This window comes from Candidatus Cloacimonadota bacterium (assembly GCA_012522635.1).
In the GTDB taxonomy this organism is placed as follows: domain Bacteria; phylum Cloacimonadota; class Cloacimonadia; order Cloacimonadales; family Cloacimonadaceae; genus Syntrophosphaera.
In genome coordinates, this window is record JAAYKA010000129.1 from 1 (window position 1) to 14,893 (window position 14,893).

A 14,893-nucleotide genomic window follows, 5' to 3' on the forward strand; every position below is an offset into this window, starting at 1 on the left:
AGGCCCCTTGGAACAGCTATCCCACCAGTTGGGAGCAGTGTTTGCAAAATTTGGAGTACTGTTTTGAAGACAGCCGCAACGCGGTGAAATATGAGGGTATTTTCACAGAGGATTTCAGCTTCCGTTTTGCCCCGCAAGATGTGAATGATTATAGCCTGCCCAGCTCCTGGAACGCCTCACAGGAACAGGATATGCTCTTGAACTTCTTCAGCCAGAACCCTGACATTTTGGGTGGAAAAGTGGTGTTGACCAGCCTGGATTCCCAACCAGACGACATTGGCCCTTCCGAAGCCAAAATCTATCGGCAATATGAGCTTAGCGACTTTCCCAGTGTTGCCGGCGTCAACGTTTTCAAAGGAAACTTGGAGATTCACCTGCGTAAATCCGGCGCTTATTGGTATATCAGCAAATGGTTCGATTACCGCAGCTTCAGCAACCCAACCTGGGGAAGATTGAAACATGCCTATTCGCAATAAAATCCTTGTTTTGCTTGGGCTTACACTGTTTTTGGGAAGCTGCTGGAACCCCTTCCGGCCACACCTGATAGACAGTCCTGGAAACGGTTTGCGCGTTGGCTCTCCCATCGAGGTACTGCAGAGCCTGGAGATAGCTTACAGAGAACGTAACATCAATATATACAAGGGACTTCTGGCTCCGGATTTTCGGTTTGAACTGATCACCTCGGAAGTGGGACAAATTGGGATTGACGTGAATGGCGACGGCATTCGCGATTCCTGGTGGGGCTACGACCAGGAAGTCCAATTCACGGAAAACCTCTTCCAAAGCGGTTCCACAGATGGAAACACGCCGCCGCCGGATGATCTTTACCTGCGTTTGCAAATTCCCCCGGAAAGCTCTTGGGAAAAAGACCCGGAGCTTGGTCACGAAGACTGGGTTGTGATTCCCTGCAATTTTGATCTAAAATTGACCTACTACGCGTCGAATTCGATGCTCACAGCAAGCGGCATTGCCCGCTTTTACCTGAAACCGGAAAACAACCGCTGGTACATCGCCATCTGGAGGGACGAATCGAACCTGTGAGCCCCTCGGGACGTATTCTGGCTGTGGATTATGGCAGCAAACGCGTGGGCGTCGCAATTTCTGACCCGCTGATGATGTTTGCCAAACCCTTGAAAGTAATTGCCAATCTGGGCTTTGATCATATTTTAAATGGACTCCGCGCCATCATTCAGGAACAAAATGCCGTGCGCCTCATCTGCGGCATTCCCTACGCCATCGAAGGCGGCGACACACCTAAAACCCTGGAAACAAAGAAGTTCCAAAAGCGACTGGAAGCGAAGCTTGATATCCCAGTTTTAGGCTGGGACGAACGTTACAGCACCGACGAAGCCGAGAAAGAATTGATAAAAATGGGCTATGACTGGAAAAAACGCCGCGAAATTCAAGATGCCATGGCCGCGGCGATGATCCTGAAAAGCTATCTGGAGAGCCTTTGACAGCCAAAATCCCCCTCAAAAAGATTTTAATCGCCCTGCCTTTTGTCGTGATTCTAATCTTAATCACCACTTTCATTTGGAACATGTTTCTGCCCTTGGGATCGGAACAGATTGCCTTCAGTGTAAAAAAAGGGGACAACGCCGCCGCGATCGGAAAGCGCCTCAAAGAACGTGGTGTGATCCGCAATGCCTGGCTTTTCCGGGTTTTGGCTTCCACACGCGGCACAGATCGCAGATTGATTGCCGGAACCTATTCCCTGGGCGGGAAACACAGTCTTTTCCAAACCCTCAAGCTACTGGAAAAAGGTAACGTTAGCGCCGTGAAAATCACTTTTCCAGAAGGGCTTTCCCTGCATAAAACACTTGAACGCATCGACCGCAGCGGCCTGGCCGGCTACGATGAACTATACACACTTGCCACAGACAGCCTTTTTGTGCAGAAGCTGACAGGCTTCAAAGCTCTTTCTCTGGAAGGTTTTCTCTATCCCGAAACCTATTTTTTTGATTTGGGCGAAAACCCCGCTGATATCCTGGAAAAAATGACGCGTCAGTTCTTCAAAAAGTTGAATGCCGCTGGCATCGACGCTACAAAAATACATAATTTTTACGATCTTTTGATTAAAGCCAGCATTGTGGAAAAGGAAAGCATGGTTGACGATGAACGTCCCCTCGTGGCGAGCGTGATTGAAAACCGTCTTAACGCTGGAATGCGGCTGGAATCCTGCCCCACTGTGGACTATATCATGGAACGCCAGGGCGTGAAAAAAACGGTGCTTTCCATTCAGGACACCCAGATTCAATCACCATATAACACATACAGAAATCATGGCTTGCCGCCCAGCCCAATCTGCAATCCTTCCCTAAACTCCATCCAAGCCACTCTTCATGTCCCAAAAACAGACTTTTTCTTTTTTGTGGCAGACCGCAAGGGTCACAATGATTTTTCCGCCACGGGTGAAGAACACATGCGCAAAGCAGCTGCCTACAAGCGACAAGAGTGGGAATAGAAGACCAGACCCCCCGTTTTTCCATCCTGAAAATACAAAACCCCGGCACATGAAACCGGGGTTAACTTGGCTGGGATGGGAGGATTTGAACCCCCACATACGGATCCAGAGTCCGCTGTCCTACCATTAGACGACATCCCAAACAAAGGAAAGTGGCTGGGCAGGGAGGATTCGAACCCCCGTGTGGCGGGACCAAAACCCGCTGCCTTACCGCTTGGCGACTGCCCATAATAAAATTATGGCGGAGAGGGAGGGATTCGAACCCTCGGTGGGCTTTTGACCCACACACGCTTAGCAGGCGTGCACCTTCAGCCAGCTCGGTCACCTCTCCCCCAAAAATGGGTCACACTATGGTTGTGGCGGAGGATGAGGGATTCGAACCCCCAAGGGCAGAACCCGGCGGTTTTCAAGACCGCTGCCTTACCAATTAGGACTAATCCTCCACAACTGGTTTAGCCCTTAAATTTGAAAGCTCAGTTTTTGTCAATCCTTTTCTTGGTGCATGCTTTCTCGCATCTTTTGCTTGACAGAATCGCATTGACTTTGCAAGTGTAAAATTAGTAATTATCCCTAATAGGAGCATTTATGCTGGCACCCGGATCCATGGTTTCAGGTTATCGCATCGAAGAAATGATCGGAAAAGGCGGTATGGGCGCGGTTTATCGTGCCCGAGACACCGCTTTGGACCGTCTGGTGGCGATAAAAGCCCTCAATCCAGAGCTCTCCGCAAATTCTGAATTCTTAAAACGCTTCCGTCAAGAAGCGCAAATTCAAGCAAAGCTCAATCATCCCAACATCGTTGGCCTGTTCGCGCTCACAGAGGAATTCGGAACCCATTACATGGTGATGGAATACGCTCCGGGCCGCACTCTCAAGGAATTCATCAACAGCATCGGCCCCATCCCTGAAAAGAGAGCCATCCCGATCCTGTCCCAAGTTCTGAACGCGCTCGATTTTGCCCACAAAAGAGGAATCATCCACCGTGATATCAAACCTTCCAACATCATCGTGGACAGCGACGACAACGTGAAAATACTGGATTTTGGCATCGCCCGCGTGATGGGTGAACAAGGTCTCACCCGCACAGGACAAAACATTGGCACGGTGTATTATATGAGCCCCGAACAGGTCCGTGCTGACAAGGATATTGACGCCCGTTCAGACATCTTCAACCTGGGAATCACCTTCTACGAAATGCTGACCGGAAGAACGCCCTATAACACTGACACCGCAAGCGATTACACAATCATGGATGAAATTGTGAACAAGCCCCTGGAAGACCCACGCAAATATTATGAATTCATCTCTGACCTCACTGTCACGGTGTTGCAAATGATGACCAAAAAGAAGCGGGAAGAGCGTTTTGCCAGTTGCGAAGCGGTTTTAAACGCCCTGAAAGGTGTAGGGCCAGTTCGCGTGGCGCCGCCAGTTTCGGTGCCACCTGTGCAAAGACAGCAGCCCCTTCCGGCAGGCATGCCCCAACAACCTGCCGGACCACCTCCCAAAACCTATCTCACAGAAGCGATTTTGGTTACAATCTTTTGTTGTCTCCCTTTCGGAATAGCCGCCATCGTGAATGCCTCCCAAGCTGGGTCAGATATCAAGGTGGGAAACTACGAAAAAGCGAAAACGTCCGCGCGTAAAGCCAAGACTTTCATTAACGTTTCTGTCTGGCTCGCAATAGCTTGGACCATCATTTCTGTGATTACAGTTGTTTTATCCGACATGTAATGATTCCAAATAAACATATCATGAGACAAGCCCTCCGCATGGGAAGAGTGAAGCCGGAACATTCCTGGCGCTTCACTGTTCCCGTCCTTTTCGTCCTGCTGATTATCGGTCTGGTCTTTTTCGACCCCACAGCCTTCCGGTTTCTGCCGCGTTGCCCTTTTTTCGCTCTGACCGGTTTGAAATGCCCTGGATGTGGTTCCCTGCGTGCTTTGCATTCGTTGTTACATGGGAATTTTGTTGGCGCTTGGAATTTCAACGCGGCGGCGCTGCTGGTGCTGCCTTTTGTGGCGGCAGGCCTGATTTACAACGCTTTCTGGGGACGTGAGCCGACATTTTTATTCCGTCACACCTGGCTAGGCTGGAGCCTTGCGGGTGGCATGATTCTGTGGTGGGTCCTAAGAAATTTACTGGGTTGGTGAATAGTGAAATTCGACCTTTCAAAATGTCTCGTACGCGAAGCCAGAAAAACTGACCGTGAAGATTTAATCCGCGTCTCACGTGGAATCTGGGGTGGCACTGATTATTTACCTCTGTTGATGGATCGCTGGATTGCGAAACCTTGGTTTTTGGTTTGCGAATATCTGGGCAAGGTAATCGGCTGTCTAAAGTTGTCGTTATTCCCAAATAACGTATTGTGGTTCGAAGGGTTGCGAGTGCAAAAACGCTTTCAAAACCACGGCGTTGCCTCCCTGCTGAACCGGCATTCTTACGTCTTGGCGGAAAAACTGCTGCGTGAAGGCACCGTTCAAAGCTTCGAATTTTGCACCTATTACAAAAATCTCGAAAGCCTGCCAAGCACCCAAAAGTTTGGTTTCAAGGCAATCGACGGTTTTTATGTGCTGGAAAAACGCGGAGTGAAAGCCACGCGGGAACCTCAAAGCCTTCCTTTGCGAAATTTGGAACCATTTCGGCACTATGGAAATTATATTCCCTGCGCCTGGCAAAGCCTTCACCATTGTGATGAATCCTTGGCTTTCTTACAAAGCTATGGCAGGATAATCCAAACCCCGCACGCGTCATATTATGTGGGTGGCGCGCACGAGCAGCACGTAATCCTTTTGGAACCACCCACGCCAGCCATGAAGAACGATTTTCCATATCTCCAGCATCTTTTCGGCAGCAGAAAAAGTTATAACATCATCCTGCCTCCGGCTTTCAAGGATTCACTTCCGCTCTTGCACGAACTGGGCTTCCGCTTCTGGGATTGCGAACCGCTGTTGAACATGCTCGTCTTGAGAAAATGAGGACTGAAAACTCCCACCTAAAGATTCTTTTTTATAATATCTGGCTCTTTTCCCGCCTCACGTCATAGGAATTTTTCTACTTCCCCTCACAGCCAGGGGCTAAACTTTGGTCAAGCTTTTCAAACATAAGGCAGACATAAGGAAGACATAAGGCGGCAAGAGAGAGTCAAACAAAAATCAATCCAATATTTGTAAGCAAAGGTTACAGAAAATACTTGACAAGGAAGGGCATCGATTCAATTTGTCGATCAAGCCATAAGTGGATTAAAAAATAAAAAATGAGTTTTAAGGAGGTTTTCATGCTTGGAAACAGAATCAGGAAGCTGCGCGAAAGGCTCAAAATCAATCAAACCGTAATGGCGGAACATTTGAAGATAAAACCCTCCGCCATCTGCCAAATGGAAAGTGGGCGCATCAGGCCATCTTTGGAGACAGTTATCGAGATGGCGAGGATTTGGGATGTCAATTTGCATTGGCTGCTCACCGGCGTGGGCCCCATGTTTATGGAAGGCTCGCCAAATCGTCGAAAGGCTCGCGCTAAACTGAAAAAAGTCAGTGAATTCATCAGCGGAGAGTTGGACCAATTGGCTCAAACCCGCGTTGAAGACCAGGAATCCGAAATCATCAATATCCCCGTCTCTGGGGAAATCGCGGCTGGAAAACCCGTGCAAAGTGTGGAGCCACAACTGGAATTTCTCACCGTGCGCAGAGGCATGATCCGCGGTGTGTTGGATGACTATGTTTGCCTGCGCGTGAACGGACGGAGCATGGAACCAGAGATATGCAACAACGACCTCGTTCTTATCCGCCAAAGCAAGGATTGGTACAGGCTTTCCGGCCAAATTTGCGCTGTGAGAGTGGATGGTGGCATCACCTTGAAAAGGCTGATTTTGGACGACAAGGAAAAGATGATTATTCTGGCGCCGTTGAACGACGAATTCAAACCGATTTTGGTTAACCCGGAGGAACACCAGGATGTCACCCTCATCGGCTCGCTGTTCTATTTGATGAGAAAGGTTGTCTAAATGGAGGTTTTGGCTCTGATTCTTGGTGTTTTGGCGCTGCTTTTTGGCGTGCTGGCATTCTTTATTCTATATAAAAAAATATCCGCGCCGGTTGACCGCTCGCGTGAATTGCAAACCTTGGAAAGCAGCCTACGAGACGAAATCCAGCGCCTGCGCACGGAACTGTCATCCCTGGAAAGTGAAACCCGCCGGGAGCTGACGGAATCTTTGTCACGGCAAAACGAAATTATCAGCAAGGAAAATCGCGAAAACCGCGAGGAAACCTCGAATTTGCTTTCCCGCCTTTCGGGTCAGATAAATACCGACGCTGCCAAAAACCGGGAGGAATTGGCAAAATCACTCGATTCGATGTCTGAAGTCATCACCAAATTAACCGGAAATCTCAACGAGGAAAACCGTAAAAACCGTGATGAATCAACGACTTCGCTGACCAAACTCTCCCAGCAGATAAATACCGATGCCACAAAAAACAGGGAGGAACTCGGCACAGCGCTGAACAGCCTCTCGGAATCGCAGGCCAGAAAGCTGCAGGACCTGGCAAACATCCTGCAAACGAATTTTGAAGAGCTGCGCAAAGCCCTGGAAGGACGCCTGGATAAAATCCGGGAAAATAACGAAGTTAAACTTGAGGAAATGCGCAAAACGGTGGATGAAAAACTGCACGACACCCTGGAAAAACGTCTGAGCGCTTCTTTCAAACAGGTGAGCGAACGCCTGGAACAAGTCCACAAAGGTTTGGGTGAAATGCAAACCCTGGCCAGCGGCGTGGGCGACCTTAAAAAAGTGCTCAGCAATGTGAAAAACCGTGGCATGATGGGTGAAATCCAGCTTGAAGCCATCCTGGAACAAATGCTGACCCCAGACCAATATGAACGTAATTTCCGCCCTTCAAAAAACCGTGACCAGGTGGTGGAATTTGCCATCCGTCTGCCCGGTAGGGACGATGATGGCAGTTCTGTTTATCTGCCTGTGGACGCGAAATTTCCCCTGGCTGCCTATAATGACCTCCTGGACGCGATGGACAATGCCGATCTCGCCCGCATCGAACTGGCGCGTAAAGACCTGCGCAGCAGCATCATCAATTCCGCGCGCGACATTCACAACAAGTATATCAAGCCACCCGTAACCACGGATTTCGCGCTGCTGTTTTTGCCTCTGGAAGGGCTTTACGCCGAGGTTTTGCGGGATAGTTCTCTCTTTGAAGAGGTGTTGCGAAAGTTCAAGGTTACGGTTGTGGGACCAACCACTGTCGCGGCACTCTTGAACAGTCTGCAAATGGGATTCCGCACCCTCGCCATCCAAAAACGCAGCAGCGAGGTTTGGAAAACTCTGGGAGCAATCAAGACGGATTTTGGCAAATTTGGCGTGGTTTTGGAAAAAACCCAGAAAAAACTGAAGGAAGCATCAAATACGATTGAAGAAGCCAGCCACCGCAGTCGTCAAATCACCAGAAAACTGAACAAAGTTCAGGAATTGCCCGTGGAAGAAACTGAGCAAATCCTGGAACTTGATGTCCTCGAAGAAGATAGCGACGAAAGTGAAGAGCTGGTTTTAAGCTGAAAACGATTAAATTATAAATAAAAACAACCTGGGAGGTTCAAAATGTTTTTGACCGGACAACAACTTATGGAAGTATTTCTGAAAGCGAAGAAACAACGCTTTGGCATCATTGCATCCAACGTGGTGTTCGACACACAGATACGCGCTCTGATTCAAGGCTATGCGGCAGTGAAATCAGACGGTCTTTTGCAAATGAGCAGCGGCGCCTGCAAATACGCGGCAGGGGAATCACAGGACATCAAAGTCGGAGCGCAATTGATTTCGACCATGATTAAGACCTTTGCCCAACAGTTTCCAAATAGCGGCGTCGGGCTCCACATCGACCATGCCACACCCAATTACTTTGATTTCATTGTCTATTGCATCGAAAATAATCTGGTGACTTCCGTGATGATTGACGCGTCCAAGGAAGATTTGGCGGAAAACATCCGCGTCACCAAAGAAGTTGTGGATATTGCCCACAAACATGGCATTTTGGTGGAAGGTGAAATCGGCCACATCAAGGGCGCCGAAGACGAGATTGTTTCCGATACCGAGCTTTACACCCGTCCGGAAGAGGCTTTGGAATATGTTCAAAAAACCAATGTGGACCTCTTTGCCGCGTCCGTGGGCACAAACCACGGTGTCTCCAAAGGTGAGAACCTGGTTTTGCGCCTGGATTTGGTGAAAGAAATCGACAACCTGCTGATAAAACACGGCGTTGAGCGTGGCATTGTCTTGCATGGGGCTTCCGGGCTCACCGATGAACAACAACGCACCGCCATCGCCAATGGAGTCGTGAAAATCAACAAAGACACACACTACCAGATGGATATGGCGGAAGCGATTCAAGCTTATTGGGAAAAAGAAAAAGACGCCATTGTTTGCCCCGAAGGGGTGGCACCTGCAGCCTACCTGCCCGATAAAGGCCGCTTCGATCCCCGCAAATGGTTGGTCAAGGGTGAACAGCGCATGGAAAACACTGTGATGGAATTCTGCCGCGTCACTGGCAGTGCCAACAATAGCATCCTTTTATAAAACCAAAGGAATGAATATGAAAAAAGTAGCAATAAATGGATTTGGCCGCATCGGTCGCTTGGTTTTGCGCACCATTTGGGAATCTCATCCGGGCTTGGAAGTGGTTGCCATAAATGACCTTACCGATGCCAAAACCCTGGCTTATCTGCTGAAATACGACAGCGTGCACCGTATCTTCAACCACGACATCAGCCACACCGATGACAGCATCAGCATCGACGGCAAAGTCATCCGGATTTTTGCGGAAAAAGACCCTGAAGTGCTGCCCTGGAAAGAATTGGGTGTGGATTTTGTGATCGAAGCGACGGGCGTTTACAACACTCGCGAAGGCGCTGGCAAACACCTCAAAGCCGGAGCTTCAAAGGTAGTGTTGACCGCGCCGGCAAAGGACGATGTGGACGCCACGGTGGTTTTGGGCGTGAACCACAATATCCTGAAGCCGGAACACGCCATCGTTTCAAATGCTTCCTGCACCACAAACTGCCTGGCACCGGTGGCGAAGGTTCTGCAGGATCATTTCGGCATCGTAAACGGGCTCATGACCACGGTGCATGCCTTCACGAACGATCAACGCATCCTGGATTTGCCCCATAAAGATTTGCGCAGAGCCCGAGCCGCGTCGGTGAGCATGATTCCCACTTCCACCGGAGCCGCCAAAGCCATCGGGCTGGTTATTCCTGAACTGGCTGGGAAGCTGGATGGAATGGCAATCCGGGTGCCCACGCCGAATGTTTCCCTGGTGGATTTGAGTGTAAATTTGGAACGCGAGACCTCCAAAGATGAGATTAACGCCGCCATGAAAGAAGCCGCGCAAACCTATCTGAAGGGATATTTGCAATATTCCGAAGAACAGCTCGTGTCCATCGATTTGGTTGGCAACAGCCATTCCTCCATTTTCGACGCGCCTTCCACATTTGTTAATGGCAAGCTGGTCAAGGTTTTAAGCTGGTACGACAACGAGTGGGGCTATTCCTGCCGCGTTGCCGACCTTTTGGACATAATGGCCAAACTCTAAACCCTAAGATATTGCAGGGGCGGCTCTTACAAACCGCCTCCTGCTTTTCAAAATGGCAAGATATTTCTACAGCGATGAGGGCAAAACCAGGGGGCCGGTTTCCCCCAATGAGTTGATGTCCTTGATTTTGGACGATGTTTTGGATATGGATTCCTTCGTGATGGAAAGCCGCAGTCCCCAATGGAGAAAAATCCGTGACATCCCGGAGTTGAACCGCTTCATACGCGAATCGGATGTCAGGCTTTTGGATTGGGCGGAAGAACGCGACCTCACCGGGCTTCCAGACCCGGAAATCCCTCTTTTCTTCAATATCCCCATCTCGCGTTTGGTTTGGATGAGCCTGCTCAGCTTCGGGCTTTACGAAATATATTGGATCCGGGCAAACTGGCGTTTTTTGCGCTTCAACCGTAAGAACAGCACCTCTTCCTATTTTTGGAGGGTCGGGCTGAACCCTGTTGCCTTGGTAGGCATATTCCAGCAAATCGGCTCGGACAAAGAGCTTGAAACCGATTCAGGGCAGGGTGATTTGGTGTTGAACGGCTGGTTTTGGCTCTTGTCTCTGGCAATTTTACTGGCACGCCACATCGCTATCTTGGCGCTGCGTCCGGCTTTGGGCTTGGATATTTTGCTCACCTTGACAGCTCTGTTTTTCTCCATCCTGTGTCTTGTGCCGGTGCAAAAACGGATTAACATTGCAAACGAAAAAGCGGACAAGGGGTTTTCACCCAAAGGTTTGGGGCACTATCTGTCGATATTTTTGGGTCTTTTTGTTTGGTTGGTGGTTCTGAGTGGCTGGCTGCCTGGTTTAATCAGGCTTTTTTAACTGAAGATTACTCTAATTCTTTTTCCTTTTCTTCACTGTGTTTAATCGCGTCTTTGAGGTGTGAACGCTGTCCGATGCGCACCATCCAGATAACGAAAAAGAGCAAAAGTCCGCCGCCCAGAGCGATTAGAACGTAAACCATCCAGCTCAGGCCCTTCTTCATTTCCACCACCATCAGTTCGGTTCTGTTCTCAAGGTCTTTGAAATTGAATTTCCAGGTGACCGTCTTCCTGTCGGGAGTGATGCTGTCGAAATTATCGCCCGCGTGGATTATCTTCCAGGGCACGTGAAGCTTGTAGGTCCAGGTATAATTCTTTTCCTGGTCTGCCATAATGCTCTTCAGAATATCATCATCGTCATCCAGACTGGCGATGTATTCTTCCTCGCTCATATCGACGTCCTCGCCGAAGTTCATTGTGTCATCAAGCTGATCCATGATCTCACGATCTTCGATGGATATCTTTCTTTTCACAACTATATTTCCGTCGCTATCCTTGGGTAAAATGTTTATTTGCCCAAAAAAGTTCAGGGCGGAAAGCTGGTCGTCGAGGTTGTTGAAAGCATCGATGCTGTCAAAACTGAAGTCCACATAGTAGATTTTTTTGTTTGCGCCAACGCTTTTCAGGTTATACTCGCGGAGGTGGATGCCCGGGCTGCTGAATACGCGCAAAAATTCCTGGGTGTTTGAAAAGTGGGATTCGATGGACAGACGCAGCTTTGCGCGGCCGGTGCCATTTGAATTTAGCCACAGCTCTTCATCATATTCCACGCAACCTGCTAAAAGCAGGAGCATTGCGATCAATATGGGCATCAGTTTTTTCATGGACTTTTTTTTCCTTTTTATGCGGCAAACCTTGTGTTTCCACTAATAGAATAATCGGTTTTTTGGCAAGCAAAATATTTTTCGCCTTCCTCGCACAAATTTCTATTGACAAAAGTGACCCCCCTTGGCATTCTTGTTTTCTACAAAAAATGATAAGGAGTGAACAATGACTGAACTGCGTCAAGTATATCACTGTAAGAAGTGCGGAAACTTGGTGGAAGTGCTTTTCACCGGCCCCGGACAGTTGGTTTGCTGCGGCGAACCGATGATTCTTCTGGCTGGAAACACCGAGGAAGCTGCCTATGAAAAACACATCCCCGTAGTGGAAGACCTGGGCGACAGCATCAAGGTGCTGGTTGGCTCCGTGCCCCATCCCATGGAGGAAAAACACTACATTTCCATGATCGAAGTTTGCACCCAGAAAAAGGTGCTGCGCCACGAACTGAAACCCGGCGAAGCCCCCGAAGCCGTTTTCCCCGTCAAAAAAGCGGACGTGATTACCGTTAGGGAATATTGCAACCTGCACGGCCTCTGGAAAGCCTGAAAAATAATCCATTAACTGGAGGAAATAAACACATGTCATTTAAAGAAAGCAAAACCGCAGCAAATCTGATGAAATCCTTTGCTGGCGAGAGCCAGGCTCGCATGAGATATCTCTATGCGGCCAAAACTGCCAAAAAGGCAGGCTTTGAACAAATCGCGAACATCTTCACCGAAACTGCCGAAAATGAAAGAGAACACGCCAAACTCTTCTTCAAGCATCTGCTGAAAAAAGGTTTGGAAGGGGAAATGGTCGACATCGTGGCATCCTACCCCGTTGGCTGGAATGCCGAAGATACTCTCACCAACCTCAAATATGCCGCTGAAGGCGAAAAAGAGGAATGGAGCGACCTGTATCCCACCTTTGCGGAAATCGCCGAAAATGAAGGCTTCAAAGACATTGCCCTCACCTTCCGCTTGGTGGCGAAGGTGGAAAAAGAGCACGAAAAACGCTTCCGCAAGCTCTACGACAACGTTAAAGACCTCAAGGTCTTCAAAAAAGATGAAAAAACCTTCTGGAAATGCATCAACTGCGGCTATATCCACGAAGGGGAAAAGGCACCGGAGCTCTGTCCCTGCTGCCTGCATCCACAAGCATATTTTGAAGTGCACTGCGAAAACTACTAAGGAGTAAAAACATGCAAAAATTCATTTGCACCGCATGCCAATGGATCTATGATCCAGCCGAAAACGACAACATCCCCTTCGAAGACCTTCCCGAAGATTGGGTGTGCCCGGTTTGTGGCGTCGGCAAGGACTTCTTCGAGCCTGTCGACTAAATCTCAACACAATTCATCAGGAAAGCCTGCCCCAGGCGGGCTTTCCGCTGTTTATACCCTTAAAAAACCAAACTGAGGAACCGATGACCGAACAAGAATTCAACGAAATCTTGGATTTTGCCGTCCAGCGCGAGCAGGAGGCTGTCCAGTTTTACCACGATTTGCAAAAAGATGCAAACTTCGCCGGCCAGACTGAAATGCTTAAGGAACTGGAAGACATGGAGCTGGGACACATCGAGGTGATTGAAGGCATCCGTCGCCAAGGTGTCACCCAAGCGGATATCCCCACCGTCCCAAACCTGCGCATCTCCGAATATATCACCGCCGATGTGGAAGATTTGGATCTCAGCTATCCCAATATCCTGATTCGCGCCATGAAACGCGAGGAAAACTCCTTCAAACTCTACAGCGAGATGAGCCAAAAATTCCCCGATGGCGAAATCTCTCTCCTGTTCCGTAAGCTCGCCTCCGACGAAGCCAAACACAAACTCCTCTTTGAACGCCTCTACGACGATTGGATTAGCGCGGGAAATTGAAACTCGCCCTTGATACATCCCAAACCGCTGGGTCCATCGCGCTTTGGGAAAACGGACGCCCACTGTATTCAGCCTGTTTCGACATCAGCATCACCCACAGCGAAACGCTGATGCCCAAGCTGGATGCGGCGCTTGATTTTTGTAGCCGCCAGCCAAGCGACATCGAAGCCATTTATCTGGGAAATGGTCCCGGCTCTTTCACCGGTTTGCGCATCGGACTGGCCACCGCCAAAGGCATCGCCTTCGGGCTAAAAATCCCGCTGCGGGTCTTCTCTTCCCTCCAGCTTTGCGCGCTAAACCGTTATCGCTGTGGCAGAAACATCCTGGCTGTCGCGGATGCCAAAATGCGTGAAGTTTACGCCGCGCTCTACGATGAAAACCTGAATGAGCTTGTTCCCCCAGGCGTTTTTGAGCCAAGCGCCTTGTTGGATTGGAACCTCGGCGCACCCTACCTTGTGGGCAGCGGAGCAAAGCTGGTTCAGGCTCTTTTCGAAGAAAACAAGCTCCCCCTCGTTCCAGTTCCGGATTCACCTTTGAACGCTGCCGGACTCTTTCAACTTGCCGAAATCTTCCCGGAAAACGAGGAATATGATTTTGAAAAACTGGCAGCCTTGGAGCCATTTTATTTAAGGGAATCCACCGCGCAGGTGCGCGCCCAGACAAAGCTTCCCTGATTCCCGCCTATTGATGCACCCCAAACAAGAGCGTTAATTTCAAGATTGAGATTTACCCAGCCTTTCCACGCTAAATTCCTTATTTATTCTCCTGCACTTTCACCGTTTCCCGTTTATCAACGGATGCCTGTTTTCCATAATCATTCCGCTCGCCAACCTTTATCACTCGTGACTGGGCTAAATATTGGTTCAACCATGTTTTTCGTACGGAGTGAACTCTTTCATGGCTCAAAACACGACATTTTTTATCCTAACCCCAATCTTCAAAACAGGCACCAGCTTCAATGTGGACGTGAATGCCGGTGACCATGGCACAATTAGCAACTATAACATCTAGGGACGTCTGGTCAAGACTTTCGAGGTGGGAGAAGGCAGCCGTGAAATTCATTGGAATGGTCTGGACAACAATGGCAAGCGCTGTCAAAGTGGGGCTTATCTTTATAAACTCAGCACCCAGACGATGAACATGACCCGGAAGATGCTAATTGTAAAATAAACAACCATCACATTATGGATAACAAAAGCCCCGGCTGGTTCCGGGGTTTTTTATGATGAGAGATATAATTGCCGCTGAAAAAGGGCCGGAACTTAATCCGGCCCAATTTGTTTGGAGGTTTGGCGCCTCAATCCGCGATGGCTCTCACACGGTAGAAGGCTTTGGA

The 14,893-nt window shown here is 49.2% G+C and carries 18 protein-coding genes and 4 tRNA genes; 17 read left to right on the forward strand and 5 right to left on the reverse strand.

Features of this window, described 5'->3' with window-relative positions:
- Positions 1–41 precede the first annotated feature (41 nt).
- The 4 genes from GX135_06520 to mltG all read left to right on the forward strand — a co-directional run bounded on the left by GX135_06520 (position 42) and on the right by mltG (position 2,464).
- Positions 42–476 carry a hypothetical protein gene (locus GX135_06520; GenBank protein NLN85741.1) on the forward strand — a complete coding sequence of 145 codons (435 nt, stop codon included), beginning with the start codon at positions 42–44 and terminating at the stop codon, positions 474–476.
- A gap of 364 nt (positions 477–840) precedes the next feature.
- Complete coding sequence (locus tag GX135_06525; protein NLN85742.1) at positions 841–1,041, forward strand: hypothetical protein; 201 nt, start codon at positions 841–843, stop codon at positions 1,039–1,041.
- Positions 1,038–1,457 (forward strand): Holliday junction resolvase RuvX, encoded by a 420-nt coding sequence (ruvX, locus tag GX135_06530; GenBank protein ID NLN85743.1) that lies wholly within the window; start codon positions 1,038–1,040, stop codon positions 1,455–1,457. The genes GX135_06525 and ruvX overlap by 4 nt, the downstream gene beginning before the upstream one ends.
- On the forward strand, positions 1,454–2,464 hold the full coding sequence (gene mltG / locus GX135_06535; GenBank protein NLN85744.1) for an endolytic transglycosylase MltG: 1,011 nt from the start codon (positions 1,454–1,456) through the stop codon (positions 2,462–2,464). Before ruvX ends, mltG begins: the two co-directional genes overlap by 4 nt.
- Before the next feature lie 67 nt (positions 2,465–2,531).
- Here the strand turns inward: mltG and GX135_06540 are convergent.
- The 4 genes from GX135_06540 to GX135_06555 all read right to left on the reverse strand — a co-directional run bounded on the left by GX135_06540 (position 2,532) and on the right by GX135_06555 (position 2,907).
- Positions 2,532–2,605 (reverse strand) — tRNA-Gln (locus GX135_06540).
- A gap of 12 nt (positions 2,606–2,617) precedes the next feature.
- A tRNA-Gln gene (locus GX135_06545) sits at positions 2,618–2,692 on the reverse strand.
- An 11-nt stretch (positions 2,693–2,703) separates the two neighbouring features.
- Positions 2,704–2,795: transfer RNA gene (locus GX135_06550), tRNA-Ser, on the reverse strand.
- Between the two features lie 26 nt (positions 2,796–2,821).
- A tRNA-Ser gene (locus GX135_06555) sits at positions 2,822–2,907 on the reverse strand.
- A gap of 142 nt (positions 2,908–3,049) precedes the next feature.
- Here GX135_06555 and GX135_06560 point away from each other — a divergent pair.
- From GX135_06560 to GX135_06595, 8 genes are all read left to right on the forward strand, one after another.
- Complete coding sequence (locus tag GX135_06560) at positions 3,050–4,195, forward strand: protein kinase (GenBank protein NLN85745.1); 1,146 nt, start codon at positions 3,050–3,052, stop codon at positions 4,193–4,195.
- Between the two features lie 20 nt (positions 4,196–4,215).
- Positions 4,216–4,614 (forward strand): DUF2752 domain-containing protein, encoded by a 399-nt coding sequence (locus GX135_06565; protein ID NLN85746.1) that lies wholly within the window; start codon positions 4,216–4,218, stop codon positions 4,612–4,614.
- Positions 4,615–4,617: 3 nt separating this feature from the next.
- Entirely contained in the window at positions 4,618–5,439 is an 822-nt protein-coding gene (locus GX135_06570; protein ID NLN85747.1) for a GNAT family N-acetyltransferase, read from the forward strand.
- A 299-nt stretch (positions 5,440–5,738) separates the two neighbouring features.
- The gene (locus tag GX135_06575; protein ID NLN85748.1) at positions 5,739–6,464 is read left to right on the forward strand and encodes a helix-turn-helix domain-containing protein; all 726 of its coding nucleotides are present in this window, start codon (positions 5,739–5,741) and stop codon (positions 6,462–6,464) included.
- On the forward strand, positions 6,465–8,024 hold the full coding sequence (gene rmuC, locus GX135_06580; GenBank protein NLN85749.1) for a DNA recombination protein RmuC: 1,560 nt from the start codon (positions 6,465–6,467) through the stop codon (positions 8,022–8,024). It abuts the gene before it with no gap.
- A 42-nt stretch (positions 8,025–8,066) separates the two neighbouring features.
- Complete coding sequence (locus GX135_06585; protein NLN85750.1) at positions 8,067–9,041, forward strand: class II fructose-bisphosphate aldolase; 975 nt, start codon at positions 8,067–8,069, stop codon at positions 9,039–9,041.
- Positions 9,042–9,057: 16 nt separating this feature from the next.
- The gene (gene gap, locus GX135_06590; GenBank protein NLN85751.1) at positions 9,058–10,056 is read left to right on the forward strand and encodes a type I glyceraldehyde-3-phosphate dehydrogenase; all 999 of its coding nucleotides are present in this window, start codon (positions 9,058–9,060) and stop codon (positions 10,054–10,056) included.
- A gap of 52 nt (positions 10,057–10,108) precedes the next feature.
- Positions 10,109–10,879: a DUF4339 domain-containing protein gene (locus tag GX135_06595; protein ID NLN85752.1), complete on the forward strand. Its 771-nt coding sequence runs from the start codon at positions 10,109–10,111 to the stop codon at positions 10,877–10,879.
- A 7-nt stretch (positions 10,880–10,886) separates the two neighbouring features.
- On the opposite strand, the gene GX135_06600 is transcribed toward GX135_06595, so the two are convergent.
- Complete coding sequence (locus GX135_06600) at positions 10,887–11,702, reverse strand: hypothetical protein (protein ID NLN85753.1); 816 nt, start codon at positions 11,700–11,702, stop codon at positions 10,887–10,889.
- A 166-nt stretch (positions 11,703–11,868) separates the two neighbouring features.
- Here GX135_06600 and GX135_06605 point away from each other — a divergent pair, with 166 nt between their 5' ends.
- The 5 genes from GX135_06605 (at position 11,869) to tsaB (ending at position 14,231) form a co-directional block, all read left to right on the forward strand.
- A complete protein-coding gene (locus tag GX135_06605; GenBank protein ID NLN85754.1) occupies positions 11,869–12,246 on the forward strand; it encodes a desulfoferrodoxin in 378 nt (125 codons plus the stop codon).
- A gap of 32 nt (positions 12,247–12,278) precedes the next feature.
- Positions 12,279–12,869, forward strand: coding sequence for a rubrerythrin family protein (locus GX135_06610; protein NLN85755.1), 591 nt, complete (start codon positions 12,279–12,281; stop codon positions 12,867–12,869).
- A gap of 11 nt (positions 12,870–12,880) precedes the next feature.
- A complete protein-coding gene (locus tag GX135_06615) occupies positions 12,881–13,021 on the forward strand; it encodes a rubredoxin (protein NLN85756.1) in 141 nt (46 codons plus the stop codon).
- An 83-nt stretch (positions 13,022–13,104) separates the two neighbouring features.
- Positions 13,105–13,557, forward strand: coding sequence for a ferritin family protein (locus tag GX135_06620; GenBank protein ID NLN85757.1), 453 nt, complete (start codon positions 13,105–13,107; stop codon positions 13,555–13,557).
- Positions 13,554–14,231: a tRNA (adenosine(37)-N6)-threonylcarbamoyltransferase complex dimerization subunit type 1 TsaB gene (tsaB, locus tag GX135_06625; protein NLN85758.1), complete on the forward strand. Its 678-nt coding sequence runs from the start codon at positions 13,554–13,556 to the stop codon at positions 14,229–14,231. The genes GX135_06620 and tsaB overlap by 4 nt, the downstream gene beginning before the upstream one ends.
- Positions 14,232–14,893 lie beyond the last annotated feature (662 nt).

Coding starts and splice junctions, on each gene's coding strand:
- GX135_06560 (NLN85745.1), top strand. CDS start 3,050: ATGCTGGCACCCGGATCCATGGTTTCAGGTTATCGCATCGAAGAAATG.
- GX135_06605 (NLN85754.1), top strand. CDS start 11,869: ATGACTGAACTGCGTCAAGTATATCACTGTAAGAAGTGCGGAAACTTG.
- GX135_06610 (NLN85755.1), top strand. CDS start 12,279: ATGTCATTTAAAGAAAGCAAAACCGCAGCAAATCTGATGAAATCCTTT.
- GX135_06585 (NLN85750.1), top strand. CDS start 8,067: ATGTTTTTGACCGGACAACAACTTATGGAAGTATTTCTGAAAGCGAAG.
- GX135_06575 (NLN85748.1), top strand. CDS start 5,739: ATGCTTGGAAACAGAATCAGGAAGCTGCGCGAAAGGCTCAAAATCAAT.
- GX135_06620 (NLN85757.1), top strand. CDS start 13,105: ATGACCGAACAAGAATTCAACGAAATCTTGGATTTTGCCGTCCAGCGC.
- GX135_06565 (NLN85746.1), top strand. CDS start 4,216: ATGAGACAAGCCCTCCGCATGGGAAGAGTGAAGCCGGAACATTCCTGG.
- GX135_06595 (NLN85752.1), top strand. CDS start 10,109: ATGGCAAGATATTTCTACAGCGATGAGGGCAAAACCAGGGGGCCGGTT.
- rmuC (NLN85749.1), top strand. CDS start 6,465: ATGGAGGTTTTGGCTCTGATTCTTGGTGTTTTGGCGCTGCTTTTTGGC.
- GX135_06615 (NLN85756.1), top strand. CDS start 12,881: ATGCAAAAATTCATTTGCACCGCATGCCAATGGATCTATGATCCAGCC.
- gap (NLN85751.1), top strand. CDS start 9,058: ATGAAAAAAGTAGCAATAAATGGATTTGGCCGCATCGGTCGCTTGGTT.
- GX135_06600 (NLN85753.1), bottom strand. CDS start 11,702: ATGAAAAAACTGATGCCCATATTGATCGCAATGCTCCTGCTTTTAGCA.